The sequence below is a fragment of the Streptomyces hyderabadensis genome, from assembly GCF_020404845.1.
Lineage (GTDB): Bacteria > Actinomycetota > Actinomycetes > Streptomycetales > Streptomycetaceae > Streptomyces > Streptomyces hyderabadensis.
This window is the reverse complement of sequence record NZ_JAIOJZ010000025.1, coordinates 17,869-44,624: the sequence shown is the minus strand read 5'-3', so window position 1 is coordinate 44,624 and position 26,756 is coordinate 17,869. Positions and strand designations below refer to the sequence as shown.

Sequence of the window (26,756 nt, the reverse complement as noted above, 5' to 3'; positions counted from 1 at the left end):
TCTCTCAGATACGGGTGAGTGCGGCCGGCGCCCCGGCCGTGGCCGGGCCGGGGTCGCCGGCGGCGTCGCTGACGTACTGGTTGCGGGGCCGGGGCAGCCCGTAGCGCTCGCGCAGGGTCTGCCGGGGTCCGTACGCGGTGCGCAGCAGGCCGCGCTCGCGCAGGACCGGGACGACGTGGTCCACGAAGGTCTCCAGGCCCGAGGGCAGCACCGGCGGCATGATGTTGAAGCCGTCGGCCGCACCCCGCGTGAACCACGTCTCGATCTCGTCGGCCACCTGCTCCGGGGTCCCGGTGAAGGTGAGGTGGCCGCGCCCGCCGCCGAGCCGCCCGATCAGCTGCCGCACGGTCAGGCGCTCGCGCCGGGCCAGCTCCACGACCAGCGTGTAGCGGCTCCTGGCCCCCTCGATGGCGCTCTCCGGCGGCAGGTCGTCCGGCAGCGGACCGTCCAGGTCCAGGGTGCCGGGCGCCAGCCGCAGCAGGTCCTCCAGGCGCCGCACGCCGTGCGTGTGCACGATGTGGTCCTCCAGGACCTGCTCCGCGGCGCGTGCCTCCGCCTCGGTGGACCCGATCACCGGGACGATGCCCGGCAGCACCTTGAGGTGCTCCGGATCACGCCCCGCGAGCCGGGTGCGGCTCTTGATGTCGGCGTAGAAGGACCGCGCGTCCTCGAGCGTCTGCTGCGCGGTGAACACCGCCTCCGCGTACCGGGCCGCGAAGACCTTGCCGTCGGTCGAGGACCCGGCCTGCACCAGCAGCGGGTAGCCCTGCGGGGTGCGGGGCACGTTGAGCGCGCCCTCGACGCTGAAGTACGTCCCCCGGTGGCGCGGCGGGTGGATGCGGCTGTCGTCGCCCCACACGCCGGCCGCCTTGTCGGCGAGGACCGCGTCGTCCTCCCAGCTGTCCCACAGCTTCAGCGCCACGTCCACGAACTCGGCGGCGCGGGCGTACCGCTCGGCGTGCGCGGGCTCGGCGTCCAGACCGAAGTTGCGGGCCGCCTCGGCCCCCGCGGTGGTGACGATGTTCCAGCCCGCCCGGCCGCCGCTGACGATGTCCAGCGAGGCGAACCTGCGGGCCAGGTTGTAGGGCGAGTTGTAGGAGGTGGAGGCCGTGGCGATCAGCCCGATGTGCTCGGTCGCGGTGGCCAGCGCGGTCAGCAGGGTGAGCGGTTCCAGCGCGCCGGCCGGCCGCTGCGCGAGGTTGTTCCACAGCTGCGGACCGTCGGCGAGGAACAGCGAGTCGAAGGTGCCGCGCTCGGCGGTCCGGGCCAGGTCCACGTAGTGCGCGAGGCTCACATGGGCGTACGGGTCGCTCTCCGGCAGCCGCCAGGACGCCTCGTGGTGACCGGTGTTCATCAGGAACGCGTTCAGGTGCAGCCGGCGGGTCATCAGTGGTCCTCCGTCACGCCCAGGGCGGCCAGCAGCCGCTCCCGGTACTCGCCCAGCTTCGGCTCCCGGTAGGAGCGCGGATGGGGGTGGTCGATGGTCAGGTCGAGGCCGATACGGCCGTTCTCCAGCACCAGCACCCGGTCGGCGAGCACGATCGCCTCGTCGACGTCGTGGGTGACCAGCAGCACCGAGGGCCGGTGGCGCTCCCACAGCTCCCGCAGCAGGTTGTGCATCCGGATCCGGGTCAGGGCGTCCAGCGCGCCGAACGGCTCGTCGGCGAGGAGCAGTTGCGGCTCCCGCACCAGGGCCCGGGCGAGTGCCGCCCGCTGCGCCTCGCCGCCGGACAGCTCCCCGGGCCAGGCCCGTTCGCGTCCCGCCAGACCCACCTCGGCCAGGGCGGCCCGGCCGCGCTCGGCGGCCTCCTTGCCCTCCGCGCCGAGCAGCACGTTGTCCAGCACCCGGGACCAGGGCAGCAGCCGGGAGTCCTGGAAGACCACCGACACCCGCTCCGGCGCCGACAGCCGCCCCTCGCCCTCGACGCCGTGGTCCAGTCCGGCCACGGCCCGCAGCAGCGTGCTCTTGCCGGACCCGCTGTGCCCCAGCAGCGCGGTGAACTGGCCCGCGGGCAGTTCGAGGTCGATGCCGTCGAGCACCGTACGGCCCTTGAAGGACCTGGTCAGGCCGTGCAGCCGGACGGCCGGACGGGTCAGCTGCTCAGTGTGCGTCGCCATGACAGCACCCTCCGCTCGATCAGCCGGACCACGCTGTCGGAGACCAGACCGAAGACGCCGTAGATCAGCAGGCCGACGAGGATCACGTCCGTCTGGCCGTAGTTCTGGGCCTGGAACATCATGTAGCCGAGGCCGCTGGTGGCGTTGATCTGCTCCAGCACCACCAGGCCCAGCCAGGAACCGGTGACACTGAGCCGGAGCCCCACGAAGAAGCCGGGCAGCGAGCCGGGGATCACCACCTGGCGGATGAACCGCAGCCGGGACAGCCCCTGGACCTCGGCCAGTTCGACGTAGCGGCTGTCGATGCCGGACAGCGCGGCGTGCGTGTTCAGGTACATCGGGATGTACACGACGATCGCGATGATGGCGATCTTGAAGGTCTCCCCGATGCCCAGCCACAGGATGAACAGCGGGATCAGGCCCAGCGTCGGAACGGCCCGGTTGAGCTGTACCGTCCCGTCGATCAGGGCGTCGCCCACCCGGCTGAGCCCGGCGGCCAGCGCCAGCAGCACCCCGGCGCCCAGCCCGATCGAGAACCCGGTCGCGGCGCGGCGCAGCGAGGTGACGACGTCGGTGGCGAGCGTCCCGTCCGACCACAGCCGGCCGGCCGTCTCGGCCACCGTCCAGGGCGCCGGGATCGCGCCGGGATCCAGCGTGCCGGCGGCGGAGGCGGCCGTCCACAGGACGACCACCAGCAGCGGTCCGGTGAGCCGGGCGGCCGGCCACCGCTTCCCGGGCGAGAGGCGGCGGCGCCTGCGCACCTGGTGGGCGTCCTCGGCGACGGTGACCGCGCTCTCGGCGGTCGCGAGGGTGGTCACGGCGCTCACCTCCGGTACTCCGCCGTCGCGGCCCGTGCCGCGATGGCCTCGAAGCGGCGGTCGAAGAGCTGCGTCACGTCGAACTCCTTCACGAAGCCGCCCTCCGCGAGCAGGTCAGCCGTCTCCTGCTCCCAGGCGATCGCCTCGTCCCAGCTCGGCGGGAACAGCGGCTTGTTGGCCAGTTCGGTGACGGCCTGCGCCTGCGCGAGGGTCAGGTTCTGCGTCTTGACGTAGTACTCCCTGTTCCACTGGTCCGGGTGCTCCCACGTCCAGACGAGCCCCTTGACCCACTGCGGGATGTAGGCGGCGACGGCGGCGGCCTTCGCGCGGTCGTTCAGTACGGACTGCGGTGCCCACAGCAGGCTGAGCAGGTCGACCACGTCGGTCTCGATGGTGCGCGCGCCCTTGGACCCGTACTGGTTCAGATAGGCGGGCGCCTGGCTGTTGGCGAGCGGGGCGATGTCCACCTGGCCGGACTGGAGCGCGGTCAGGAACTGGTTGCTGGTCAGCGGCACCAGCTCCACCTGGTCGTAGCCGAGCCCGGCCTTCTTCAGCGCCCGCAGCAGTACGACGCCCTGCGCCTGCCCCTGGGAGAAGGCCAGCTTCCGGCCCTCGAAGTCGGCCGGGGTGCGGATGTCGCTGCCGGGTTTCGTGGCGAACAGGTAGTTCGGTTTCCGAGTGAGGTTGATCGCGACGATCTTCGCCTTGAAGCCTTGGTAGTAGGCCTGGATCGGCGGTATTCCCGCGTTGTTGGCGAGGTCCAGGGAGTTCGCCCGGAAGGCGTTGATGACGTCGGGTCCCGCCCCGATGTTCAGCCAGTCCGACACCTCGAACGGAACCTTCAGTCCGGCTAGTTCGAACTGGATCTGCTGGGTGTTCTGATAAGAGGAGATCTTCAGACTGGTGCCCTCGGGCACCTTGTCGGCGAGCGGAGCGGTGGAGGCGCCCTTCGTCTCGGCGGCGGCACTGCCGTCGGCGCAGCCGCCGAGCCCGGCGACGGCTGCCGAGGCACCGATCAGCGAGGTGAGGAAGAGGCGGCGGTCGAGGCCTGTGGCAGGCGGAGGGGGCATGGAAGGACTCCCTGATTCATCCGGACCGGGCACGGCGGCGGCCGGGAAGACGGAAAACGGCACAGCAACGGGGTGCCGGGCAGTGAGGCATGCGGAATTCCGGCGACGGAAAAGGGAATTCACGCGGTGGGATACGCGCTCCGGGCGCGCCGGGGCGTCAGCAACAGAGGGTGCGACAGCTCATGGGGTGAATGCTTCCGGTCCTCGGTGATCGGTGTCAACATTCCGCGTTTCTGAATTAATTGGCCTCGGCCGAAACGCCCAGCGGATCCCGGTACAGCACGTCCAGAACGACCGAGCCGCCGGCGACGGCCAGCACGGAGCCGGGAAAACTGGTGGGGAAGACGTCCGCCGCGCGTTCCGCGCCGACCGCCTCCCGCAACGCGGCCAGGCAGTCCTCCCGGTGCATGGCGCCGATCTCGGTCACCACCACCGTCTCCGGGTTGAGGACATCCGCCAGCAGCCCCGCCGCCCGCCCGGTGGCCCGCGACCGCTCCAGCAGCAGCGCGGCGGCCACCGGGTCGCCCGCGTTCGCCGCGGCGAGCACGTGCCGCGGATCGGCCCCGTCGGTGATCCCGGCCGCGCGGGCCCGGTGGCACAGGGTCCGCTCGCCCAGCTCCGCCTGGAGGCAGCCGGTACGACCGCACGGGCACGGCTCGTCGCCGCCCGGCACCGGCAGGTGCGCGATCGTGCCCGCCTGTGAACGCGGCCCGTGGTGCACCTCGTCGTGGGTGGCGAACGCCGCGTCCACCACGTTGCCGACGAAGAGGTGCAGCACGCTCCCGCTGCCCCGGGCCCGCCCGAAGAGCCGCTCGCCGTTGACCAACGCCCGTGCGTGGCCGTCGACATGGACCGGCAGCCCGGTGCGCGCGCCGAGCATCTCCCGCACCGGCACGTCGCGCCAGCCCAGCAGTCCGTGCTCGACGATCACGCCGGAGTCCCGGTCGACCCAGCCGCCGGCCGCCATCCCGACCCCGAGCGGGCGGACGTCCCGGACCTCGGCCAGCAGCTCCGCCAGTGCCCGCGCCGCGCGGTCCAGCACCCCCGGCGGGTCGGTCCGCTCGTGCTTCAGTTCCCGCCGCCGCACCACCCGGCCGCGCAGATCGAGCAGCGCGACCGTGGTGTACGGGACGGCCACATGCACCCCGCCCACCACGAACCGCGAGTCGTCGAGGTCCAGCGGCACGTGCGGGCGGCCCACTGCCTTCGCGCGGCGGGGCGGCTCGGCCTCGCGGACCAGCCCGAGCCGGGTGAAGTGCGCGCAGTAGTCCGTCACGGACGCCGGGGACAGCCCGGTCAGCCGGGCGATGGTGCTGCGCGCCACCGGCCCGTGCTCCAGCACGGAGCGCAGGACGACGCCGGCGGTGGCCCGGCGCCGGCCGTGGCCTGCGCCGCGCGGTACGGGGGAAGCGGTCAGGGCTGCCGCGGTACGGGGCATGGGTGGTCTCCTCCGGAACGGTCCGACACTGCGCCGTCTGAACGGACGGAGGCGCGCCGGTGCCACCCCGCCCGCCTCACGGATCTGCTGACTCGTGCGACGGGTGCACCCGGGTGTGGTGCCCCGTCAGCTCACGCGAGGACGGCGACAGGTGGCGGTGCCCTGGCGTCGCAGGTCGACATAGCGACGCGACGTGAAGTTCCGGGCCTGGGCAACCATGCGCTCGAAGCTAGCAAAGCGGCACCGCCCTGCCCAGACGGCGACCGACGGGCGAGACGGGAAGGACCGCCGGGGGAGACGGCAAGGACCGCCGGGGAGACGGAGAGCCCCCGCGAGTCACGTCCTCGCGGGGGCTCTCCTCATTCCGCCCGCCCGGTGAAGGTTGAGAAGACGATCACGAGGCGGGACGACCGGGGCCGGCTCTCAGGGGGCCAGCAGCAGCGTGTTGGTGCGGGACTTGGCGGCCTCGTAACGCGCGGCCACGTCCTGCCAGTTGACGACCGCCCACATGGCGTCGATGAAGTCGACCTTCTGGTTCTTGTACTGCAGGTAGAAGGCGTGCTCCCAGGCGTCGAAGACCAGGATCGGGGTGGAGCCCTGGCCGACGTTGCCCTGGTGGTCGTAGACCTGCTCGACGATCAGGCGCCCGCTCAGCGGCTCGTAGGCCAGGACGCCCCAGCCCGAGCCCTGGGTGGTCGCGGCGGCCTTGGTGAGCTGCGCCTTGAAACCGGCGAAGGAGCCGAAGGACTCGGCGATCGCGTCGGCCAGCTCGCCCACGCCGTCCTTGTCCAGGGGCTCGCCGCCGCCGTCGCCGGTCATGTTGTGCCAGTAGATCGAGTGCAGGATGTGGCCGGAGAGGTGGAAGGCCAGGTTCTTCTCCAGGCCGTTGATCGAGCCCCACGTCTCCTTGTCCCGCGCCTCGGCGAGCTGCTCCAGCGTGTCGTTGGCGCCCTTGACGTACGCGGCGTGGTGCTTGTCGTGGTGCAGCTCGATGATCTCGGGGCTGATCACGGGAGCCAGCGCCGAGTAGTCGTACGGCAGTTCAGGAAGCGTGTAGACGGACATGGCGGATCCCCTCCGACCTCTTATTGCAAAAGGCTTGCAAGTGCACGCTAGCAGCAAGAGACTCCGGAGGCATGGAGGGGCGGGCCGGGTGCACACGAAAAAGGCCCCCGCACGCGTCCGTGCGAGGGCCCTCGGGGTGTCCGGGTGCCGGGCTAGCGGCGGGCGGCTCCCCGCCGCTGCCGGGCGTAGCCGACGGCCGCCAGGGCCAGCGTCATTCCGCCCGTCGAGTACAGCTGCACCCGGGTGTCCGGCTCACGGGCCATCAGCACGAACACCGCGGCCATGCCCGCCAGCGCCACCCAGGTCAGCCACGGGAAGCCCCACATGCGCACGACCAGCTTCTCGGGCGTCTCCCGCTCCAGCCGGCGGCGCAGCCGCAGCTGCGAGGCGGCGATGAAGATCCAGACGACCAGGATGACCGCGCCGATCATGTTCAGCAGCCAGGAGAAGACGTCGTCCGGCCGCCAGTAGCTGAGCAGCACGCATCCGAAGCCGAAGAGGGAGGAGACCAGCACCGCGATCCGCGGCACCCCGCCCGACACCCGGCCCAGCACCTTCGGGCCCTGGCCGCGCTCGACCAGCGAGTAGCCGATGCGCGAGGCCCCGTAGATGTTGGCGTTCATCGCGCTCAGCAGCGCGACCAGGACCACGACGTTCATGAGCTGGCCCGCGCCCGGGATGCCCAGCTCGTCGAGAGCCGCGACGTACGGGCCCTTCTCGACGACCTCGGGGGAGTCCCAGGGGACCAGGGTCACGATGACCGCCATCGAGCCGACGTAGAACAGCGCGATGCGCCACATCGCCGTCCGCACGGCGCTCGCCACGCCCTTGACCGGGTTCTCCGACTCGGCCGCCGCGATGGTGACCGTCTCCAGGCCGCCGTAGGCGAACACCGAGGCGAGCAGGCCGATGATCAGGCCGTTGCCGCCGTTCGGCAGGAAGTCGCCCAGGTGGGAGGTGCCGGGGGAGTCGGTGCCGGGCAGCACGCCGCAGATCGCCAGCACGCCCAGCACCAGGAACAGCGAGATCGCGCCGACCTTGAGGGCGGCGAACCAGAACTCGAACTCGCCGAAGTTCCGCACGGCGGCCAGGTTGGTGCCGCAGAACACCACCATGAACAGCGCCACCCACGCCCACTCGGGTGTGCCCGGCAGCCAGCCGTGCACGATCTGCGCGGCACCGATGCCCTCCAGTCCGACGGCCGTGCACAGCAGGACCCAGAAGGCCCAGCCCGCCGTGAAGCCGGCCCACGGGCCGATCGCCCGCTCGGCATGGGCGGAGAAGGAACCGGAGGACGGGTACGCGGCCGACATCTCGCCCAGCATCCGCATCACCAGCATCACGAGGAGACCGGAGAGGGCGTAGGCGACGACGATCGAGGGCCCGGCGGCGGCGATACCGGCGCCCGAGCCGACGAACAGCCCGGCGCCGATCACCCCGCCGAGGGCGATCATCGACAGATGGCGCTGCTTGAGGCCGTGGGAGAGGGGGGAGTCCACCGGCTGCCGGGGCGCGTCGGTGGCGGTGCTGTTGGACATGGAGCGGCTCGTCCAATGCGTGGGGGGCTCGGGACAGGGGCAAAAGCGCCCACAGTTTCGGGTCTCGTGCCGCCCGGCGACAGCGGCTGCCCACGATACGGACGACCCGGATACGGAATGTGATCATCCGAATGCAATATTCCGCTTACTGGTGACGCCCGCCTCACCCCCTCGGTGACCGGTGTCACCCGAGTCCAGGTGTATCCCGCAGCCTTTGTCGGGAGCCCACCAAGCCGACGAGCGGGCCTTTGTCGGGCGCTGCTGGTGATCGGCCCCCGGGCGCTGGGATAGCGTCGCGGTGTCCCGACATGTCCACACCACCGCGGAGTCCCCATGAGCACCGCTGCCGTTTCCGCCCGCCGCTCCGGGCAGGTCCTCGCCGACCTCATCCCCTCCTCCCGAGTCCGGGACGTCGCGCTGGTGGCGGGCGGCGCCGTGCTCACCGGCGTCGCGGCCCAGATCGCGGTGCCGGTGCCCGGCTCCCCGGTGCCGGTGACCGGCCAGACCTTCGCGGCACTGCTCGTCGGCACCACGCTCGGCGCCCGCCGCGGCCTGCTCTCCCTCGCGCTGTACGCCCTGGTCGGCATGGCGGGCGTGCCGTGGTTCGCGGAGGGCGGCTCCGGTACCGCCGCCCCCTCCCTCGGCTACGTCTTCGGCATGCTGCTCGCCGTCACGGCCGTGGGCGCCCTGGCCCGCCGCGGCGCCGACCGCTCGATGCTGCGCACGGCCGGCACGATGGTGCTCGGCGAGGCGATCATCTACGCCGTCGGCGTGCCCTACCTGGCCCTCGCCGCCGACATGTCCCTCACCGCGGCGATCGCGGCCGGCCTCACCCCGTTCCTGATCGGCGACGCGCTCAAGGCCGCGCTGGCGATGGGTGTCCTGCCCACCGCGTGGAAGCTGGTCGACAAGCGGTAGTACGCCGCAGGCCCACGAGAGGGGCCCGCCGGAGCGCAGCAGCGATCCGGCGGGCCCCTCTCGTGGGCCGGTCAGCCCTTCTCGGCGGCGGTGGCCCCGCGCCCGGCGATCCGCTGCTTGACGAAGGCGACCACGAGGACGAGCGCGGCGACGAGCAGGGAGAGCAGCACGGTGGTGCGCCCGTCGTGCTCGGTGTCGGTCAGCATGTAGCCCAGCACGAAGACGATCAGGGCGGCGGCGGCCCAGGTCAGGTACGGGAACAGCCACATCCGCACCACCAGCTTCTCCGGCGCCTCGGCCTGGATGATCCGGCGCATCCGCAGCTGGGAGAAGCAGATCACCAGCCACACGAAGAGGGCCACGGCGCCGGAGGAGTTGACCAGGAAGAGGAAGACGGAGTCCGGGAACTCGTAGTTGAAGAAGACGGCGACGAAGCCGAACACCACGGACACCAGGATCGCCGTCCGCGGCACCCCGCGCCGGGTGGTCCGGGAGAAGGCCCGCGGCGCGTCACCCCGCTCACCCAGCGAGAAGGCCATGCGGGAGGCGGTGTAGAGCCCGGAGTTCAGGCAGGACAGCACGGACGTCAGCACGATGAAGTTCATGATCTGACCGGCGTTCGCGATGCCGAGCGAGTCCAGCGCGGCGACGTACGAGCCCTTGTCGACGATCGACTGCGCGTCCCAGGGCAGCAGCGCGACCACCACGAAGATGGACCCGAGGTAGAAGACGGCGATGCGCCAGATGATGCTGTTGGTCGCCTTGGTGACGGCCCGCTGCGGGTCCTCGGACTCGCCGGCGGCGAGGGTGGGGATCTCGCTGCCCATGAACGAGAACACCACGAGCAGCACACCGGTGAGGATGGCCCCGGCCCCGTTCGGCAGGAATCCGCCGTGCTCGGTCAGATTCCCCAGCCCCGCCTGCTCGCTGTCCACGCCGGGCAGCACGCCGAACACGGCCAGCCCGCCGACGACGATGAACGCGGCGATGGCGACGACCTTGATCCCGGCGAACCAGAACTCGAACTCGCCGTAGGAGCCGACGGAGGCGAGGTTGGTGGCGGTCAGCACGACCATCACGATCAGCGCCCACCCCCACTGCGGCACGGCGGGGATCCACCCCTCCAGGATCTTCGCCCCGGCCGTCGCCTCCACGGCCAGCACCACGACCCAGAAGAACCAGTACAGCCAGCCGATGGAGAACCCGGCCCAGGGCCCGAGCGCCCGGTCGGCATGGGCGGAGAACGACCCGGAGGTCGGATTGGCGGCCGACATCTCCCCGAGCATCCGCATCACCAGCACCACGAGCGTGCCGACGAGCGCGTACGACAGGAGGATGCCGGGACCCGCGGTGGCGATACCGCTGCTGGAGCCCACGAACAGCCCGGCCCCGATGACGCCGCCGATGGCGATCATCGAGAGATGGCGGTTCTTGAGCCCGGCCTGAAGCCCGGATCCGGGTCCCGAGGGGCCCGCGGGCCCCTCCTCGGGCTTGGTCAAGGTCGGCTGCGAAGTCATGGGGGGAGGGTTTCCTTTGCGCCGGTCGAGCACTTTCCCGTACGAGCGGTGTACGAGCCGGACCAGTGAAACGGAGGTGAACGGATTCGGGAACCTTTGATTCCGGATCGTTACTTGAGCTTTCCCTGAGCTTCCGAAGTTTCACCAGCCTTTCTCAGGGCCGCCACCCGAAGCGTCCGCCACTGGGCCCGCGTGTCACACTCGTCGCATGCGCGTGTATCTCGGCTCGGACCATGCGGGCTTCGAACTCAAGAACCACCTCGTCGAATGGCTCAAGACGGCGGGTCACGAGCCCGTCGACTGCGGCCCGCACATCTACGACGCCCAGGACGACTACCCGCCCTTCTGCCTGCGCGCCGCCGAGCGCACGGCCGCGGACCCCGACGCCCTCGGCATCGTGATCGGCGGCTCCGGCAACGGCGAGCAGATCGCGGCGAACAAGGTGAAGGGCGTGCGCGCGGCGCTGGCCTGGAGCGAGGAGACGGCGTCGCTGGGCCGCCAGCACAACAACGCCAACGTGGTCGCGGTCGGCGCCCGCATGCACACCCAGGACGAGGCGACGAAGTTCGTCGAGACCTTCCTCGCCACCCCGTTCTCCGGCGACGAACGCCACGTCCGCCGCATCGACATGCTCACGTCCTACGAAACCACGGGCGACCTCCCCCCGATCCCGCCCCACCACCCTCAGCAGTAACAGCCCCGACCCACCTCACCGCCCCCGGCGCACCACCACCGGGGGCACCCCGACGTGAACTCACCGGGCGGGGAAGCGGGCCGGCAGGGGTGCGGGGGACGGAGTCCCCGCCGGGGGCGGGGCGGAGCCCCGTGGGGAGTCGGGCCTCTTGGCCCACCGAGTCGGGTGGGCGGGTTGGCCCACCGAGTCGGTGGGCGGGTGGGCGAAGGACGTAGAAAGGACAGACCTGTGCCAGAGGGGCACACCATCCACCGGCTGGCCCAGGACTACACCGCCGCCTTCGCCCGGACGGCAGTCCACGTCACCAGCCCCCAGGGCAAGTTCGCCGACTCCGCCGCCCTCCTCGACGGCACCGTCCTGACCACCGCCGACGCCCACGGCAAACACCTCTTCCTGGGCTTCGGCACAGCCGAGCACGCAGCCGACAGCCCCGCCTGGGTCCACATCCACCTCGGCCTCTTCGGCAAGGTCGCCTTCGGTCCGGCCCCCGCGCCCCCGCCCACGGACACCGTCCGCCTCCGCCTCGTGAACGACACCGCGTACGTCGACCTCCGCGGCCCCACCACCTGCGCCCTGATCACCGACCCGGAGAAGCAGGCGATACACGACCGCCTCGGCCCGGACCCGCTGCGCCCGGACGCCGACCCCGAGGCCGCCCACCGCCGGATCTCCCGCAGCCGCACCACCGTCGCCGCCCTGCTCATGGACCAGAAGGTCATCGCAGGCGTCGGCAACGTCTACCGCGCCGAGGTCCTCTTCCGGCACGGCATCGACCCGTACCGCCCCGGCAAGGACCTCACCCGCGCCGAGTGGGACGCGATCTGGCAGGACCTCACCGCCCTCATGCGCGAGGGCGTGCGGAACAACCGCATCGACACCGTCCGCCCCGAGCACACCCCGGAGGCGATGGGCCGCCCGCCCCGCGTCGACGACCACGGCGGCGAGGTGTACGTCTACCGCCGGGCGAACCAGCCCTGCCACCTCTGCGGCAGCCCGGTCCGCACCGCCGACCTCGCCGCCCGCAACCTCTTCTGGTGCCCGACCTGCCAGCGGCGCTAGCGCCCCGCGCTCAGAACCCGTGCGGCAGCCACGGCGCCACGTCCGACCCGAACCCCACCGACGCCGCCGCCAGCGCCCCGGCCCGCACCTCGCGCACCCGCCCGGCCGCACCCAGCGAACCGAGGCTCACGCCCCCGAGGTACGCCGACCCCAACTCCCGTACGGACAGGGCGAGATCGGCCGCGTCCGACGTACGCTCGCACGACGCGCCCTTCGCGTCGCCGCTCAGCCGCCAACGCCCCGCGTTCCAGGGGCAGAAGGCGTCCTCGACCTCGAACACCACGTCCACCGGCGCCTGGTAGGTCCGCGCCGCGAGCGCCGCCCCCACGTCCACCAGCCGTACGTACAACGCGTCCCGCAGCTCCGGCCGGCACCGCCGGATGTCCGACACCTGGTACTGCCAGGCCTCGTCGACCGGCCGCCCCCGCACCGTCAGCGTGGAGGTCAGGTCGACGTCGTACAGGAAGCGCCACAGCGCCGCCTCGGTCGCCGCATCGAGCCCGGCCAGGTCGTCGAGGACCACCGTGCCCTTGGGCCCCTCGGGCCCCCAGGTGGGCCGCACCCGGAACCGCGCGTACCCGGTGACCTCGCCGTCCCGCCGGGCGACCACGCACTGCAGCGGCGAGGCACCGTCCCGCCCGCTCTCCGGGTCCAGCAGCGCCAGCCGCTCCCAGCCGGGCCGCCGGGCCAGCATCCCGGGCCGCCCCGGTACCAGCCGTGCGTACACCGCCTCGCAGGCGTCGATGACGTCCGCGGGCTCCGCGTACCGCAGCCGTACGTCGTCCGTACCGGCCGGCAGCGACAGCCGGACCCGGCTCGTGTCGATCTCCGCGTTGAGCGCGAAGGTCGCGGCGCCGTACCCGAACCGGCCGTAGATCGCCGGCTCGGAGGCCGTCAGCACCGCCAGCGGCTCGCCCCAGGCCCGTACGTCGTCCAGTTGCCGCCGCATCATCGACGTCAGTACGCCCCGGCGCCGGTGCGTCGCGGCGACGCTCACCATCGTCACGCCCGCGGCGGGCACCGGCGTGCCGCCCGGCACGGTCATCCGGAAGGCGAACGCCCCCGCCGTGCCGACGCAGCGCTCGTCCTCCCCGTCGCCCTCCCAGACGCCGATCGACCGGTCGACCTGCGTCAGCTCCCGGAACAGCTCCAGCTCCTCGGCCGGCTCCGGAACCCCGCCGAAGGCGCGGATCAGCGTCCCGTACCACCTGTCCCACTCGTCCCGCCGCAGGACCCTCGGCTCCGCCGTCACACCGCTGTCATCACTCGTCGACCGTTCCATGCTGCATGCGTACCAGGGCCGGGCGAGCGGAGCGAGACAATTTCCACGGGGTGGCGGCGCGGGAGCCGTTCGTGAAGTTCACTGTGAAGTCCGGCCTCGGACGGGGGACAAGTAGGACCTCCCGTGCCAAGCGGCCGGTTCGATGGATAGGGTCCCGAACTAATGGCAGCAGGACGACAGCGGCGCGCGGAGGCCGAGACGTTCGCGGCCCGGTGGAAGAAGCAGTGGCACCGGGCCCGCGTCGGCGTGCGCCGAGCCGCCGTCGACTACTTCCGCGGCGACGGCTCGGACTGGATCGCGCTCGCCGGACTGCTGCTGACGATCCCCGTCATCGCGGCCACCACGATGGCCAATTCGGTGTGGTGCTCGCCCTCCGCACTGGTCATCCCGATCGTCGCGGGCGGCCTGCTGCTGCGCCCGGCGAGCCTGCTCGGCCTGTACGCCGCGGCGGCCACCGCGCTGATCGTGGAGTCGGTGCAGCTCGGCCCCTACACCGAGGGCCCCTCCCGGGTCACGCCCGGTGTGGTCCTGGTGGTCGCGGCCTGCGGTTTCTTCGGACTCCTGGTCGCCCAGTTCCGCAGCCGGGTCGGCGTGCCCTGGCGGCGCGGCGGCACCATGCTCTTCGACCTGCGCGAACGCATCCGCGTCCAGAGCAAGCTGCCCCAGCTGCCCAAGGGCTGGCACCGCGAGATGGCGCTGCGCCCGGCGGGCGGGCAGTCCTTCTCCGGCGACTTCGTCGTCGCGGCCCGCACCAACGGCGGCCGCACCCTGGAGGTCGTCCTCACCGACGTCTCCGGCAAGGGCATGGACGCGGCCTCGCGCGCCCTGCTGCTGTCCGGGGCCTTCGGCGGACTGCTGGGCAGCCTGCCCCCGCACGCCTTCCTGCCGGCCGCCAACGGCTATCTGCTCCGCCAGGACTGGGACGAGGGCTTCGCCACCTCCATCCACCTCGTCCTGGACCTCGACTCCGGCGACTACGAGCTGTACTCGGCCGGACATCCGCCGGGCCTCCAGCTCAGCGCGGGCACCGGCCGCTGGGAGGAGAAGTCGGCCGAGGGACCGCTGCTCGGCGTGTACGACGGCGCCCAGTTCGACCAGGTGAAGGGCTCGCTGCGGCCCGGTGACGTGCTGATGCTGTTCACGGACGGCCTGGTGGAGACCTCCGACCGGGACATCGCCGAGGGCATCGACCGCCTCACCGGCGAGGCCGACCGCTATGTCGCGGGCGGCTTCCACGGCGCGGCCTGGCACCTGATCGAGGCGGTGGCCAAGGACGTCAACGACGACCGGGCGCTGCTGCTGATCTGCCGGGAGGGCCCCACGGCCCAGTCCGCGCCGACGGCAAACTGAACACCCCCTCCGCCGACGGACCGGGGCCCGCACCGACATACTGGGCCCATGCCGCCCGTGTCCCCCGACTCCGGACCGCCCGGACCGCCCGCCCCACCGCTCTCCCTCGCCCAGGTCGAGGCCACCGCCCGCGCCGCCCACGCCGGACAGACCGACAAGGCGGGCCGGCCGTACGCCGAGCACCTGTGGGCCGTCGCCGAGGGCGTGCGGCGCCGCGGCGGCGACGACGAGCAGATCGCGGCCGCCTGGCTGCACGACGCCGTCGAGGACGACGCGCTGACCGAGCGCTGGCTGGACGAGGCACCGCTGAGCCGCCGCACCAAGGACATCGTCCTGGCCCTCACCAAGCGGGCGGGGGAGTTGCCCGAGGCGTACGCCGCGCGGATCCTGGCCACCCCCGGCGCACGGCTGGTCAAGGAGGCGGACCTGGCGCACAACGCCGACCCCGCGCGGCTGGCCGTCCTCGACGAGGCCACCCGCACGCGACTGGCCGAGAAGTACACGCGCATGCGCGCACTCCTCGGCCAGGAATGACCCACCGGTCCTAGACGGAGACCTTCTGGCCGCTGCCGTTCGGCGCGGCGGGCGCGGTCTCCCGGTCGCGCGCTCCGGACCGCGTCTCGGACGTCGCCCCGGACCGGTCCCGCTGCGCACGGTCCCGGGCGGCGGCACCGGGATCCCGTTTGAAGGCCCAGTCCATCCTCGGCTCGACCACGTACCGCAGCACCCGCTGGACGGGCTTGGTGCACAGCAGGGTGACGACGGTGGCGCCGAGGACGGTGAGCCCGATCTCACCGAGCGGCGTGTCCAGGAAGGAGTGCTGGAACCAGCCGGTGTAGAGGCCCTCCTTCACCAGGAAGCCGTGCAGCAGATAGCCGTAGATCGTGCCGGCGCCGAGTGCCGTGAACCACATGCGGCGCCCCGGCACCCAGGCGAAGAAGCACGCGGTCAGCACCACGGAGCAGCCGAAGAGCGCGAGCGTCAGGACGGGCCCGGACCACCAGGGGGCGCCCGTGCCCTGCACGGCGGCGTTGCGGTAGAACCAGCCGGTCTCCATCCGCGGCACCGACCACCAGCCGATCACCAGTGCCGCCGCGACCACCGGCACCGACAGGATCCGCACCGAGCGGCGCCGCACCAGCTGGAAGTGCTCGGGGCGCAGGACCAGGCCCAGCACGAAGCACGGCAGGAACTGCAGCACCCGCTGCATGTTCAGGTCGTTGCCGACGCTGGGCGTCACGGAGGCCAGCGCGGCGATGCCGAGGGCGATCGGGAGCGGCCACCGGACCGTCTGCCAGATCGGGGTGGTCAGCCGCCACACGAACAGCGCGCACAGGAACCACAGGAGGTAGGTGGGGTCCAGCAGGCTGAAGTCGCTCTGCGGGTCCTCGCTGACGCGGCGGTGCAGCGTGTAGGCGACCTCGAAGACGAGGTACGGGACGGCGACACCGGTGATCAGTCGTTTGACGCGCTTGGGGCTCAGGTCGAAACTGCGCGAGAAGTAGCCGGAGATGACGATGAACGCCGGCATGTGGAACGTGTACAGGACCCGGTAGAGGGTCTCCACGGTCCGGTTGCCGTCCAGGATCTGGCCCCAGGCGTGGCCCACGCCGACCAGCACGATCGCCAGGTACTTGGCGTTGTCGAAGAACGCGTCGCGCTGCCGGCTCGGCGGGGAGGGCGGGGACGGCGACTTCCGGTCGCCGTGAGGTAGCAGCGAGCTAGTCATGCAACCCCCCGCCGAGAACTCGGCGAGTGACCACAGGACCTCGCTGCTCTGGTGGGGGACGAGGCAGCGTAGAACATCTGAGGCACCCTAGCGTTCTCCGTGTGATTCCGTAAAACCCTCGACGTCATTCCCGCATTTCGCGTCTTGAGTACCGTGTGAGTGCGGCGTGAGTACCGTTCGAGTACCCCGCTATTCCGGGAACTCGGCCTCTTCGGGCGCGTGACGGCCCCCACACCATGGGGCGCGGCCGGGCGGCCAAGCTCCGCCGGGCGCACCCCACTTGTCATGACACATCACGACTAAACAGCGCATAAGGCCAGGAGGCGACTCCGCTGGAATGTCCGCTTCAATGCGCTTACGGGCTCCGAGGGTGATCCTGTGATCTCCCTGTGATGAACCTGTCGACGCGTCCTGCGATGTTCCGTCGAAGCTCCCGCCGATGTGTCCGCCGCGACAATTCGAATTACCTGCGAACGCGTTGTGTGGACATGGAAACGAAGCGCGTCGAATTCCCCGTACGGGTGATATATCGAAATTCTGTACGGGGCGTGACGGCGGCGTGTGCCCGCGTGCGCCGGGGAGCGCGCCGCCCACGGAACCGGCCGGACGATGTGTCACCTGCCGCATGACGGGGCCCGGTTGGTGGCACGATGGTTCTGGCGGGGGTGTGCGGTGCCGCACCTCCGGGCGGGAGTGCGGACCGACCGAGGGTGTGATCAGTTGTGGCCATTTCACTGTCAGTGGTGCTGCTCTTGGGGATCATCCTGGTGGTGCTGCTGCGGGGAGGCTCGATCAAGGCGGGGCCGGCGGTCGTCGCGGTCCTCTTCGGCTTCTTCCTGGCCTCGACCGGCATGGCCGACGACATCCAGCGCTTCCTGGACTCGATAGCCGAGACGATCAACTCGATCCAGTTCTAGGCCCGCGCGGCTCCGGACCGGCCCGCGCCCCGGGCCCGGACCGGTCCCGGACCGCACAAAGGCCTCCGGCCCGATCCCCTGGGGGACCGGGCCGGAGGCCTCTCGGAGCGGGCGACGGGAATCGAACCCGCGTAGCCAGTTTGGAAGACTGGGGCTCTACCATTGAGCTACGCCCGCACGGCTGGCGCCGCGGGTCGGTGACCGCGGCACTGCACGCATCGTAGCGGGTCGCCCCGCCTCGCCGCACACCCCTTCCGGTCCGCGCCGGACCTTCCCGGACGCCCGCGAAACTCCGCGGTCCCCGGCGCCCGGCGGCATGTACCCTACGTGTCGCACCAGACGGGGTGTGGCGCAGCTTGGTAGCGCGTCCGCTTTGGGAGCGGAAGGCCGTGGGTTCAAATCCCGCCACCCCGACCATCGACCGACCACCGAGTGATCGCCTTTTGGGCCGTGTAGTCGCTGCCGTTACTATGCAAGCTGCACGCCCGTGTGTCTCAGCGTCTGAAGTCTCCGGGCGGCGAAATTTGCCGGACACACTCTGGTTCCGGCAGAACCCAAGAAGTCAGCCACCAAGGAGACCGAACCGTGAAGAGCGCCGTGGAGACCCTGAACCCGACCCGGGTTCGGCTCACTGTCGAGGTGCCCTTCGAGGAGCTCAAGGACAGCCTCGACGCGGCGTACAAGAAGATCAACCAGCAGGTCACGGTGAAGGGCTTCCGCAAGGGCAAGATCCCGGCCCGGGTCATCGACCAGCGGTTCGGCCGCGGTGCGGTTCTGGAGGAGGCGGTCAACGACGCGCTTCCCAAGTTCTACACCGACGCGGTCAACGAGGCCGAGCTGAACCCGCTCGGCCAGCCCGAGGTCGACATCACGGAGCTGAAGGACGGCGAGACGCTGAACTTCACCGCCGAGGTCGACGTCCGTCCGACCGTCGAGATCCCGGACTACTCCGGCATCGAGGTCGAGGTCGACGCCGTCGAGGTCACCGACGAGGACGTCGAGAAGTCGGTGGAGCAGCTGCGCGACCGCTTCGCCTCCACCTCCCCGGTCGAGCGCGCCGCCGCCGACGGCGACGTGATCACCATCGACCTGCGGGCCAAGGTCGACGGCGAGGTCCTCGAGGACGGCGTCGCCGACGGCGTGTCCTACACCATCGGCTCCGGCGAGCTGCTGGACGGCATCGACGACGCCGTGACGGGCCTGGAGGCCGGTGGCGAGGCCACCTTCACCTCCGAGCTGAAGGGCGGCTCGGCGGCCGGCAAGGAGGCCGAGGTCACCGTCAAGGTCACCCAGGTCGCCGCGCGCGAGCTGCCCGAGCTGGACGACGACTTCGCCCAGCTCGCGTCGGAGTTCGACACGCTGGAGGAGCTGCGGGCCGACAGCCGCAAGCGCCTGGCCAACATGAAGCAGTACGACCAGGCCACGCAGGCCCAGGAGCGCGTGCTGGACAAGCTGCTCGAGCTGGTCGAGGTCCCGGTCCCCGAGAAGCTCCTCGAGGACGAGATCAACACCCGCAAGCACAACCTGGAGCACCACCAGCTCGGCCAGATGGGCCTCGACCTCGCGAAGTACCTGGAGCTCCAGGGCAAGACGGCCGAGGAGTTCGAGACCGAGACCCGCGAGGCCGCGGTCAAGGGCATCAAGACCCAGTTCGTCCTCGACGAGCTGGTCAAGCAGGAGAAGCTCAACGTCAGCCAGGAAGAGCTGACCGAGCACCTCATGCGCCGCGCCGCCTCCTCCGGCATGTCCCCCGACCAGTTCGCCCAGGCCGTCGTCGAGCAGGGCCAGGTCCCGCTCCTGGTCGGCGAGGTCGCCCGCGGCAAGGCCCTGGCCGCCGTGGTCGAGAAGGCCACGGTCAAGGACACCAACGGCGAGATCGTCGACCTGGACGACGAGGAGGACGAGGAGACGGAGGCCACCGAGGCCGCCGCCGAGTCCGCCGACGCCGAGCAGGCCGACGACAAGGCCGAGGAGAAGACCGAGGGCTGATCCCCTCGCGTCTGCCCAGACGGACGCAGAAAGGGCCCCGGACATCAGTGCCGGGGCCCTTTCGTCATACGGCCGGGTACCTCCGCCAGCGGCGCGGGGAACTGCGCGAGCAACCACGACGGGCCCCGCACCCGGCGACGAACGCGCACCGCGACGGCGGGAACCCGCCCCGCACCCCGCGGAGCACTACGCCCGAGGCGAACACCCGCAGAACCGGGATGGCACCGGAGGGCCACCGCGTTAGGGTCCATGAATACGAGGGCAGGGGAGTCCCCGAAAGCGGCTCCAGCCCCGCAGGGAAACGTGAGACGGCCCGGCGCCGTCGTAAGACGAGCAGGTGGATACGTGACGAATCTGATGCCCTCAGCCGCCGGCGAGCCCTCCATCGGTGGCGGCCTCGGCGACCAGGTCTACAACCGGCTGCTCGGCGAGCGGATCATCTTCCTCGGCCAGCCGGTCGACGACGACATCGCCAACAAGATCACCGCACAGCTGCTGCTCCTTGCCTCCGACCCGGACAAGGACATCTTCCTGTACATCAACAGCCCGGGCGGTTCGATCACGGCCGGTATGGCGATCTACGACACCATGCAGTACATCAAGAACGACGTGGTGACGATCGCGATGGGTCTCGCGGCCTCCATGGGACAGTTCCTGCTCAGCGCGGGCACCCCCGGCAAGCGCTTCGCGCTGCCGAACGCCGAGATCCTGATCCACCAGCCCTCCGCCGGCCTGGCCGGCTCGGCCTCGGACATCAAGATCCACGCCGAGCGGCTGCTGCACACCAAGAAGCGCATGGCCGAGCTGACCTCCCAGCACACCGGCCAGACGGTCGAGCAGATCACCCGCGACTCGGACCGCGACCGCTGGTTCGACGCCTTCGAGGCCAAGGAGTACGGCCTCATCGACGACGTGATCGCCACGGCCGCCGGCATGCCGGGCGGCGGCGGCACGGGCGCCTGAGCCATCCACCGCCCCGAGCCGACCGCCTCAGCCCCTTTACAGGAGACACTGTGAACGACTTCCCCGGCAGCGGCCTGTACGACCGCATGCACGCCACCCAGGACATGCGCGCCGCCGCCTCCCAGGGCCGCTACACCGGCCCGCAGGCCGAGTCCCGCTACGTCATCCCGCGTTTCGTCGAGCGCACCTCGCAGGGCGTGCGCGAGTACGACCCGTACGCGAAGCTCTTCGAGGAGCGGGTGATCTTCCTCGGCGTCCAGATCGACGACGCCTCCGCCAACGACGTCATGGCGCAGCTGCTGTGCCTGGAGTCGATGGACCCGGACCGCGACATCTCGGTCTACATCAACAGCCCCGGCGGCTCCTTCACCGCGCTCACGGCCATCTACGACACGATGCAGTACGTGAAGCCGGACATCCAGACGGTCTGCATGGGCCAGGCCGCCTCCGCCGCCGCCGTCCTGCTGGCCGCCGGCACCCCGGGCAAGCGCATGGCGCTGCCGAACGCGCGCGTGCTGATCCACCAGCCGTACAGCGAGACCGGCCGCGGTCAGGTCTCCGACCTGGAGATCGCCGCCAACGAGATCCTCCGGATGCGCTCGCAGCTGGAGGAGATGCTGGCCAAGCACTCCACCACGCCGGTCGAGAAGATCCGCGAGGACATCGAGCGCGACAAGATCCTCACGGCCGAGGACGCGCTGAGCTACGGCCTGATCGACCAGATCATCACCACCCGGAAGATGGACAACTCCTCTCTCCGCTAGGCGGGAGGCTGTATCGTCTGCCGCTCCTTGGCACGGTTTGACGCGATTCACGTCAAAGCGAACCGTGCCAAGGGGGGCCCGGACGAGGGGCCCGGCAAGGTACCGTCGGACATAAGGCAGCACCAGGAGTCCGCCCGCCGTTGACGTGACGTCGACGTCCGGGAGTCTCCCAGGCGAAGGGGAAGCACACCGTGGCACGCATCGGTGACGGCGGCGATCTGCTCAAGTGCTCGTTCTGCGGGAAGAGCCAGAAGCAGGTCAAGAAGCTCATCGCAGGGCCCGGTGTGTACATCTGCGACGAGTGCATCGACCTCTGCAACGAGATCATCGAGGAGGAGCTGGCCGAGACCAGCGAGGTGCGCTGGGAGGAGCTCCCGAAGCCCCGCGAGATCTACGAGTTCCTCGAGAGCTACGTGGTCGGCCAGGAAGCGGCCAAGAAGGCCCTCTCCGTCGCGGTGTACAACCACTACAAGCGGGTCCAGGCCGGCGAGAACGGCGGCGCCCAAGGCCGCGAGGACGCCATCGAGTTGGCGAAGTCCAACATCCTCCTGCTGGGCCCCACGGGCTCCGGCAAGACCCTCCTCGCCCAGACCCTCGCCCGCATGCTGAACGTCCCCTTCGCGATCGCCGACGCCACGGCGCTCACCGAGGCGGGGTACGTCGGCGAGGACGTCGAGAACATCCTGCTGAAGCTGATCCAGGCCGCCGACTACGACGTCAAGAAGGCCGAGACCGGGATCATCTACATCGACGAGATCGACAAGGTCGCGCGGAAGAGTGAGAACCCCTCCATCACCCGCGACGTGTCCGGCGAGGGCGTCCAGCAGGCCCTGCTGAAGATCCTGGAGGGCACCACCGCCTCGGTCCCGCCGCAGGGCGGCCGCAAGCATCCGCACCAGGAGTTCATCCAGATCGACACGACGAACGTGCTGTTCATCGTGGGCGGTGCCTTCGCGGGCCTGGAGAAGATCATCGAGGGCCGGGCCGGCGCCAAGGGCATCGGCTTCGGCGCGCAGATCCGCTCCAAGCGGGAGATCGAGTCCAAGGACCAGTTCGAGCAGGTCATGCCGGAGGACCTGGTCAAGTTCGGCATGATCCCCGAGTTCATCGGCCGGCTGCCCGTCATCACCTCCGTCCACAACCTGGACCGCGAAGCGCTCCTCCAGATCCTGGTCGAGCCGCGCAACGCCCTCGTCAAGCAGTACGAGCGCCTCTTCGAACTCGACGGCGTCGAGCTGGACTTCGAGCGCGAGGCCCTGGAGGCCATCGCCGACCAGGCCATCCTCCGCCAGACCGGAGCCCGCGGCCTGCGCGCCATCATGGAGGAGGTCCTCCAGGGCGTGATGTACGAGGTCCCGTCCCGCAAGGACGTCGCCCGCGTCGTCATCACCGCCGACGTGGTCCTCTCCAACGTCAACCCGACCCTGATCCCCCGCGATTCGCGGGGCCGCGGCCCGGGCGAGCAGAAGACGGCGTAGCCGTCACACAGCACGCGTACGCGGGAGGGGCCCGGTCGGTTCGACCGGGCCCCTCCCGCATTGCCGTCGGCGGCGCGTCAGGACTTGACGCGGACCTCGTCCCGCAGCTTCGTCGTGATGTCGATCGCGGTGTCCTTGCCGACCCCGGTACCGGTGTTGTCGCCGGGAGACACCATGGCGATGGTGCTGTAGTCGGCCCAGGCGCAGAACCAGTCGGTCGACTCCTTCTTGGTGAGCGCGTTGGTGGCCTTGGTCGACTGGCACTTGGCGACGGTGCCGTCGATGTCGACCTCCTCGGGCTCGCCGACCAGCTCGGCGTTCTGCATGCCGCCGGTGTCGCTGGTGGAGCTCTCCTCGACTTCCTTCTGGATGTTGGCGAAGAACTTGTCCAGGGTCGCCTGGGGGTCGTCGATCTTGCCGTAACCGCCCACCATCGTGAAGCCCTTGGCGGTCAGCAGCTCCGACTGGTCGGGGATGGTGGAGGGGTCCTCGGGGTCGTAGCCGCTGAAGTCGGCGGTCGACCACTGCCCGATGACGGCGGTGCCTTCCTTGACGCCGCTCTTCTCCATGTCCTTGGCGGTGTCGGAGTCGCCGCTCTCCTGCCCCTGGACCTTGGTGTACTCACCGAGCGCCTTCGTCGGCGTCGTCAGCTTGTGGGCGCCGTCGTCCTCCAGGCCGCCGCCGGCGCCACCGCCGCCGCCGAACACGAAGTACGCGCCCACGCCGATCGCCGCCACGACGGCGACCGCGCCGATGATCAGGCCGGTCTTCTTCTTGCCGCCGCCCGGCGCCGGGGGCTGGGGCATGCCGTAGGGCTGCTGGCCGTACGGGGGCTGCTGACCGTAAGGGGGCTGCTGGCCGTAGCCGGGCTGCTGGCCGTACGGCGGGGTCTGCGGCGGGACGCCGCCTTGCTGGGGCTGCGGGTAGCCGTAGCCCGGCTGCGGGGGAGGGGCCTGCTGGGGGTAGCCGTAGCCGGGCTGGGGGGCCTGCGGGGGCTGCTGGCCGTACGGGCCCGGCTGGCCGTACGGTCCGGGCTGCTGGGGCTGCCCGCCGTACGGGCCCGGCTGGTTGTGACTCATTTCTGGGTTCCCCCTCGGATGCTTTACGTGGTGCTGACATCCTGACTCAGACCTGGCGTGCGCAGGTCACCGGGGGCCGCACCGTTACAAACGAAACGCGTTTCGGGACAGGGCCGTGACGCCCGTAAACTGACCCCCGTGACCGAGAACTCTCAGCAGCCGCAGCCCGCACCCAGCACCGAACTGCCGACCCAGTACACGCCGGCCGAGGTAGAGGGGCAGCTGTACGAGCGCTGGGTAGAACGGGGTTACTTCGAGGCCGACGCGAAGAGCGACAAGCCGCCGTACACCGTCGTCATCCCGCCGCCGAACGTCACGGGCAGCCTGCACCTCGGGCACGCCTTCGAGCACACGCTCATCGACGCCCTGACCCGCCGCAAGCGCATGCAGGGCTACGAGACGCTGTGGCAGCCCGGCATGGACCACGCCGGCATCGCCACGCAGAACGTCGTCGAGCGCGAGCTGGCCAAGGAGGGCAAGTCCCGGCACGACCTCGGCCGGGAGGCCTTCGTCGAGCGCGTCTGGCGGTGGAAGAGCGAGTCCGGCGGGCAGATTTCCGGCCAGATGCGCCGCCTCGGCGACGCCGTCGCCTGGTCCCGTGAGCGCTTCACGATGGACGAGGGCCTGTCCCAGGCCGTCCAGACCATCTTCAAGCGGCTCTACGACGACGAGCTGATCTACCGCGCCGAGCGCATCATCAACTGGTGCCCGAGGTGCCTCACGGCCATCTCCGACATCGAGGTCGAGTACCAGGACGACGACGGCGAGCTGGTCTCCATGAAGTACGGGGAGGGCGACGAGACCATCGTCGTCGCCACCACCCGCGCGGAGACGATGCTCGGCGACACCGCCGTCGCCGTCCACCCCGAGGACGAGCGCTACAAGCACCTGGTCGGCAAGCAGATCAAGCTGCCGCTGACCGACCGCTCCATCCCGGTCGTCGCCGACGAGCACGTCGACCCCGAGTTCGGCACCGGCGCCGTCAAGGTGACGCCCGCCCACGACCCGAACGACTTCGAGATCGGCCAGCGGCACGACCTGCCCGCCATCGCCGTGATGGACGAGCACGCCGTCATCACCGCCCACGGCCCCTTCCAGGGCCTGGACCGCCTGGAGGCCCGCTCCGCCATCGTCGCCGCGCTGCGCGCCGAGGGCCGGATCGTCGCCGAGAAGCGGCCCTACGTCCACTCCGTCGGCCACTGCTCGCGCTGCAAGACCACCATCGAGCCGCGCCTGTCCATGCAGTGGTGGGTCAAGGTCGGCCCGCTGGCCAAGGCCGCCGGTGACGCGGTCCGCGACGGCAAGGTCAAGATCCACCCGCAGGAGATGGAGAAGCGGTACTTCGACTGGGTCGACAACCTCCACGACTGGTGCATCTCCCGCCAGCTGTGGTGGGGCCACCGCATCCCGGTCTGGTACGGGCCGAACGGCGAGGTCGTCTGCGTCGGCCCCGACGAGGAGCCGCCGGCCGGCGAGGGCTGGTACCAGGACTCCGACGTCCTGGACACCTGGTTCTCCTCCGGTCTGTGGCCCTTCTCCACCCTCGGCTGGCCCGAGCAGACCGAGTCGCTCGCGAAGTTCTACCCGAACTCCGTCCTGGTCACCGGCTACGACATCCTCTTCTTCTGGGTCGCCCGGATGATGATGTTCGGCCTCTACGCGATGGACGGCACCCCGCCGTTCCACACCATCGCCCTGCACGGCATGGTCCGTGACCAGAACGGCAAGAAGATGTCCAAGTCCTTCGGGAACGTCGTGAACCCGCTGGACTGGATGGACAAGTACGGCTCCGACGCGCTCCGCTTCACCCTCGCGCGCGGCGCCAACCCGGGCGTCGACGTCCCGATCGGCGAGGACTGGGTCCAGGGCTCCCGGAACTTCGCCAACAAGATCTGGAACGCCACCCGCTTCGCGCTGATGAACGGCGCGACGGTCAAGGGCCCGCTGCCGGACGCGTCGAAGATGTCGTCCACCGACCGCTGGATCCTCTCCCGGCTCAACTCGGTCGTCGCCGAGGTCGACGCGTACTACGAGGACTACCAGTTCGCGAAGCTCTCCGACGCGCTGTTCCACTTCGCCTGGGACGAGGTCTTCGACTGGTACGTCGAACTGTCCAAGACCACCTTCCAGGCGGGCGGCGAGGCGGCCGAGGTCTCCCAGCGCGTCCTGGGCGAGGTCCTGGACGTGACCCTGCGGCTGCTGCACCCGGTCGTCCCCTTCGTCACCGAGACGCTGTGGACGACGCTCACGGGCGGCGAGTCGGTCGTCATCGCCGACTGGCCGCAGGACTCGGGCTTCCGGGACGCGGACGCCGAGCGGGAGATCGAGACCGTCCAGTCCGTCATCACCGAGGTCCGCCGCTTCCGTGCCGACCAGGGGCTCCAGCCAGGCCAGCGGGTCCCGGCCCGGCTGACGCTGGCGGGCAGTCCTCTGGCGGCCCACGAGGCGGCCGTCCGGCAGCTGCTGCGGCTCCAGCCGGAGGGCGGCGGTTTCGCCGCGACGGCGACGCTGCCGGTCGCGGGGGTCGAGGTCGCCCTCGACCTCTCCGGCGTCATCGACTTCGCCGCGGAGCGCAAGCGGCTGGCGAAGGATCTCGCCGCGGCGGAGAAGGAGAAGGCCCAGGCGAACGCCAAGCTCGGCAACGAGGCGTTCCTGGCGAAGGCGCCGGACCAGGTGGTGGACAAGATCCGCGGCCGCCTCGCCAAGGCGGACGAGGACATCACCCGCATCACCGCCCAGCTGGAGAAGCTGCCGGAGGCGTAGTCGCCGATACCTGAGGAAGGCACCCGGAGCCCTTGCAGGCGCCGGGTGCCTTCGCGTCCTCAGGGGCGCGGGGAACTGCGCGACCAGCCACGACGGCGCCGCACTCGCCCGGGACCCAAGTCGCCCCCCTCCGTTGGCGCCCCGCAGGGCATCGCGCAGCCCGGCGTTCACGGGGTGCCGCTGCGCCCACCCGTGCCGCCCCAGCGG

At 70.8% G+C, this 26,756-nt stretch carries 22 protein-coding genes and 2 tRNA genes; 12 read left to right on the top strand and 12 right to left on the bottom strand.

Annotated features, from left to right (window positions below; genetic code table 11):
* Positions 1 to 4 precede the first annotated feature (4 nt).
* The 7 genes from K7854_RS20345 to K7854_RS20315 form a co-directional block, all read right to left on the bottom strand.
* Complete coding sequence (locus K7854_RS20345; protein ID WP_226027972.1) at positions 5 to 1,387, bottom strand: LLM class flavin-dependent oxidoreductase; 1,383 nt, start codon at positions 1,385 to 1,387, stop codon at positions 5 to 7.
* Positions 1,387 to 2,118, bottom strand: a complete 732-nt coding sequence (locus K7854_RS20340) for an ABC transporter ATP-binding protein (RefSeq protein WP_226027971.1) — start codon at positions 2,116 to 2,118, stop codon at positions 1,387 to 1,389. Before K7854_RS20340 ends, K7854_RS20345 begins: the two co-directional genes overlap by 1 nt.
* Positions 2,094 to 2,945, bottom strand: coding sequence for an ABC transporter permease (locus K7854_RS20335; protein ID WP_372481048.1), 852 nt, complete (start codon positions 2,943 to 2,945; stop codon positions 2,094 to 2,096). Before K7854_RS20335 ends, K7854_RS20340 begins: the two co-directional genes overlap by 25 nt.
* Positions 2,942 to 4,006: an ABC transporter substrate-binding protein gene (locus K7854_RS20330; protein ID WP_226027969.1), complete on the bottom strand. Its 1,065-nt coding sequence runs from the start codon at positions 4,004 to 4,006 to the stop codon at positions 2,942 to 2,944. Before K7854_RS20330 ends, K7854_RS20335 begins: the two co-directional genes overlap by 4 nt.
* Before the next feature lie 238 nt (positions 4,007 to 4,244).
* Positions 4,245 to 5,444 carry an ROK family protein gene (locus K7854_RS20325; protein ID WP_226027968.1) on the bottom strand — a complete coding sequence of 400 codons (1,200 nt, stop codon included), beginning with the start codon at positions 5,442 to 5,444 and terminating at the stop codon, positions 4,245 to 4,247.
* A 423-nt stretch (positions 5,445 to 5,867) separates the two neighbouring features.
* Complete coding sequence (locus tag K7854_RS20320; RefSeq protein ID WP_226027967.1) at positions 5,868 to 6,509, bottom strand: superoxide dismutase; 642 nt, start codon at positions 6,507 to 6,509, stop codon at positions 5,868 to 5,870.
* A 152-nt stretch (positions 6,510 to 6,661) separates the two neighbouring features.
* Positions 6,662 to 8,047, bottom strand: a complete 1,386-nt coding sequence (locus K7854_RS20315; protein WP_226027966.1) for an amino acid permease — start codon at positions 8,045 to 8,047, stop codon at positions 6,662 to 6,664.
* A 333-nt stretch (positions 8,048 to 8,380) separates the two neighbouring features.
* Between K7854_RS20315 and K7854_RS20310 the strand changes: the two genes are divergently transcribed.
* The gene (locus K7854_RS20310; RefSeq protein ID WP_226027965.1) at positions 8,381 to 8,965 is read left to right on the top strand and encodes a biotin transporter BioY; all 585 of its coding nucleotides are present in this window, start codon (positions 8,381 to 8,383) and stop codon (positions 8,963 to 8,965) included.
* A gap of 71 nt (positions 8,966 to 9,036) precedes the next feature.
* On the opposite strand, the gene K7854_RS20305 is transcribed toward K7854_RS20310, so the two are convergent.
* On the bottom strand, positions 9,037 to 10,482 hold the full coding sequence (locus tag K7854_RS20305; RefSeq protein ID WP_226027964.1) for an amino acid permease: 1,446 nt from the start codon (positions 10,480 to 10,482) through the stop codon (positions 9,037 to 9,039).
* 208 nt (positions 10,483 to 10,690) lie between these two features.
* Here K7854_RS20305 and K7854_RS20300 point away from each other — a divergent pair, with 208 nt between their 5' ends.
* Together K7854_RS20300 and K7854_RS20295 are read left to right on the top strand one after the other, a co-directional pair.
* The gene (locus tag K7854_RS20300) at positions 10,691 to 11,176 is read left to right on the top strand and encodes a ribose-5-phosphate isomerase (RefSeq protein ID WP_226027963.1); all 486 of its coding nucleotides are present in this window, start codon (positions 10,691 to 10,693) and stop codon (positions 11,174 to 11,176) included.
* Between the two features lie 228 nt (positions 11,177 to 11,404).
* Positions 11,405 to 12,235 (top strand): Fpg/Nei family DNA glycosylase, encoded by an 831-nt coding sequence (locus K7854_RS20295; RefSeq protein ID WP_226027962.1) that lies wholly within the window; start codon positions 11,405 to 11,407, stop codon positions 12,233 to 12,235.
* Between the two features lie 10 nt (positions 12,236 to 12,245).
* Here the strand turns inward: K7854_RS20295 and K7854_RS20290 are convergent, their stop codons facing one another.
* Entirely contained in the window at positions 12,246 to 13,517 is a 1,272-nt protein-coding gene (locus tag K7854_RS20290) for a GNAT family N-acetyltransferase (protein ID WP_226027961.1), read from the bottom strand.
* A 162-nt stretch (positions 13,518 to 13,679) separates the two neighbouring features.
* On the opposite strand from K7854_RS20290, the gene K7854_RS20285 reads away from it, so the two are divergent.
* A complete protein-coding gene (locus tag K7854_RS20285; RefSeq protein ID WP_226027960.1) occupies positions 13,680 to 14,867 on the top strand; it encodes a PP2C family protein-serine/threonine phosphatase in 1,188 nt (395 codons plus the stop codon).
* Positions 14,868 to 14,915: 48 nt separating this feature from the next.
* The gene (locus K7854_RS20280) at positions 14,916 to 15,401 is read left to right on the top strand and encodes an HD domain-containing protein (protein ID WP_226027959.1); all 486 of its coding nucleotides are present in this window, start codon (positions 14,916 to 14,918) and stop codon (positions 15,399 to 15,401) included.
* A 10-nt stretch (positions 15,402 to 15,411) separates the two neighbouring features.
* Here the strand turns inward: K7854_RS20280 and K7854_RS20275 are convergent, their stop codons facing one another.
* Positions 15,412 to 16,596, bottom strand: a complete 1,185-nt coding sequence (locus tag K7854_RS20275; protein ID WP_226027958.1) for an acyltransferase family protein — start codon at positions 16,594 to 16,596, stop codon at positions 15,412 to 15,414.
* Positions 16,597 to 17,318: 722 nt separating this feature from the next.
* Here K7854_RS20275 and K7854_RS20270 point away from each other — a divergent pair.
* Positions 17,319 to 17,513 carry a hypothetical protein gene (locus K7854_RS20270; RefSeq protein ID WP_052838144.1) on the top strand — a complete coding sequence of 65 codons (195 nt, stop codon included), beginning with the start codon at positions 17,319 to 17,321 and terminating at the stop codon, positions 17,511 to 17,513.
* 106 nt (positions 17,514 to 17,619) lie between these two features.
* On the opposite strand, the gene K7854_RS20265 is transcribed toward K7854_RS20270, so the two are convergent.
* Positions 17,620 to 17,690, bottom strand: a tRNA-Gly gene (locus tag K7854_RS20265).
* Positions 17,691 to 17,853: 163 nt separating this feature from the next.
* Here K7854_RS20265 and K7854_RS20260 point away from each other — a divergent pair.
* The 5 genes from K7854_RS20260 to clpX all read left to right on the top strand — a co-directional run bounded on the left by K7854_RS20260 (position 17,854) and on the right by clpX (position 22,707).
* Positions 17,854 to 17,930 (top strand) — tRNA-Pro (locus K7854_RS20260).
* A gap of 168 nt (positions 17,931 to 18,098) precedes the next feature.
* A complete protein-coding gene (gene tig, locus K7854_RS20255) occupies positions 18,099 to 19,502 on the top strand; it encodes a trigger factor (RefSeq protein WP_226027957.1) in 1,404 nt (467 codons plus the stop codon).
* A 357-nt stretch (positions 19,503 to 19,859) separates the two neighbouring features.
* The gene (locus tag K7854_RS20250) at positions 19,860 to 20,465 is read left to right on the top strand and encodes an ATP-dependent Clp protease proteolytic subunit (RefSeq protein ID WP_030399935.1); all 606 of its coding nucleotides are present in this window, start codon (positions 19,860 to 19,862) and stop codon (positions 20,463 to 20,465) included.
* A 50-nt stretch (positions 20,466 to 20,515) separates the two neighbouring features.
* The gene (locus tag K7854_RS20245; RefSeq protein ID WP_127892207.1) at positions 20,516 to 21,229 is read left to right on the top strand and encodes an ATP-dependent Clp protease proteolytic subunit; all 714 of its coding nucleotides are present in this window, start codon (positions 20,516 to 20,518) and stop codon (positions 21,227 to 21,229) included.
* A gap of 191 nt (positions 21,230 to 21,420) precedes the next feature.
* Positions 21,421 to 22,707 (top strand): ATP-dependent Clp protease ATP-binding subunit ClpX, encoded by a 1,287-nt coding sequence (clpX, locus tag K7854_RS20240; protein ID WP_003976182.1) that lies wholly within the window; start codon positions 21,421 to 21,423, stop codon positions 22,705 to 22,707.
* A 77-nt stretch (positions 22,708 to 22,784) separates the two neighbouring features.
* On the opposite strand, the gene K7854_RS20235 is transcribed toward clpX, so the two are convergent.
* Positions 22,785 to 23,786, bottom strand: a complete 1,002-nt coding sequence (locus K7854_RS20235) for a hypothetical protein (protein WP_226027956.1) — start codon at positions 23,784 to 23,786, stop codon at positions 22,785 to 22,787.
* 138 nt (positions 23,787 to 23,924) lie between these two features.
* Between K7854_RS20235 and K7854_RS20230 the strand changes: the two genes are divergently transcribed.
* A complete protein-coding gene (locus K7854_RS20230) occupies positions 23,925 to 26,549 on the top strand; it encodes a valine--tRNA ligase (protein WP_226027955.1) in 2,625 nt (874 codons plus the stop codon).
* Positions 26,550 to 26,756: the final 207 nt, after the last annotated feature.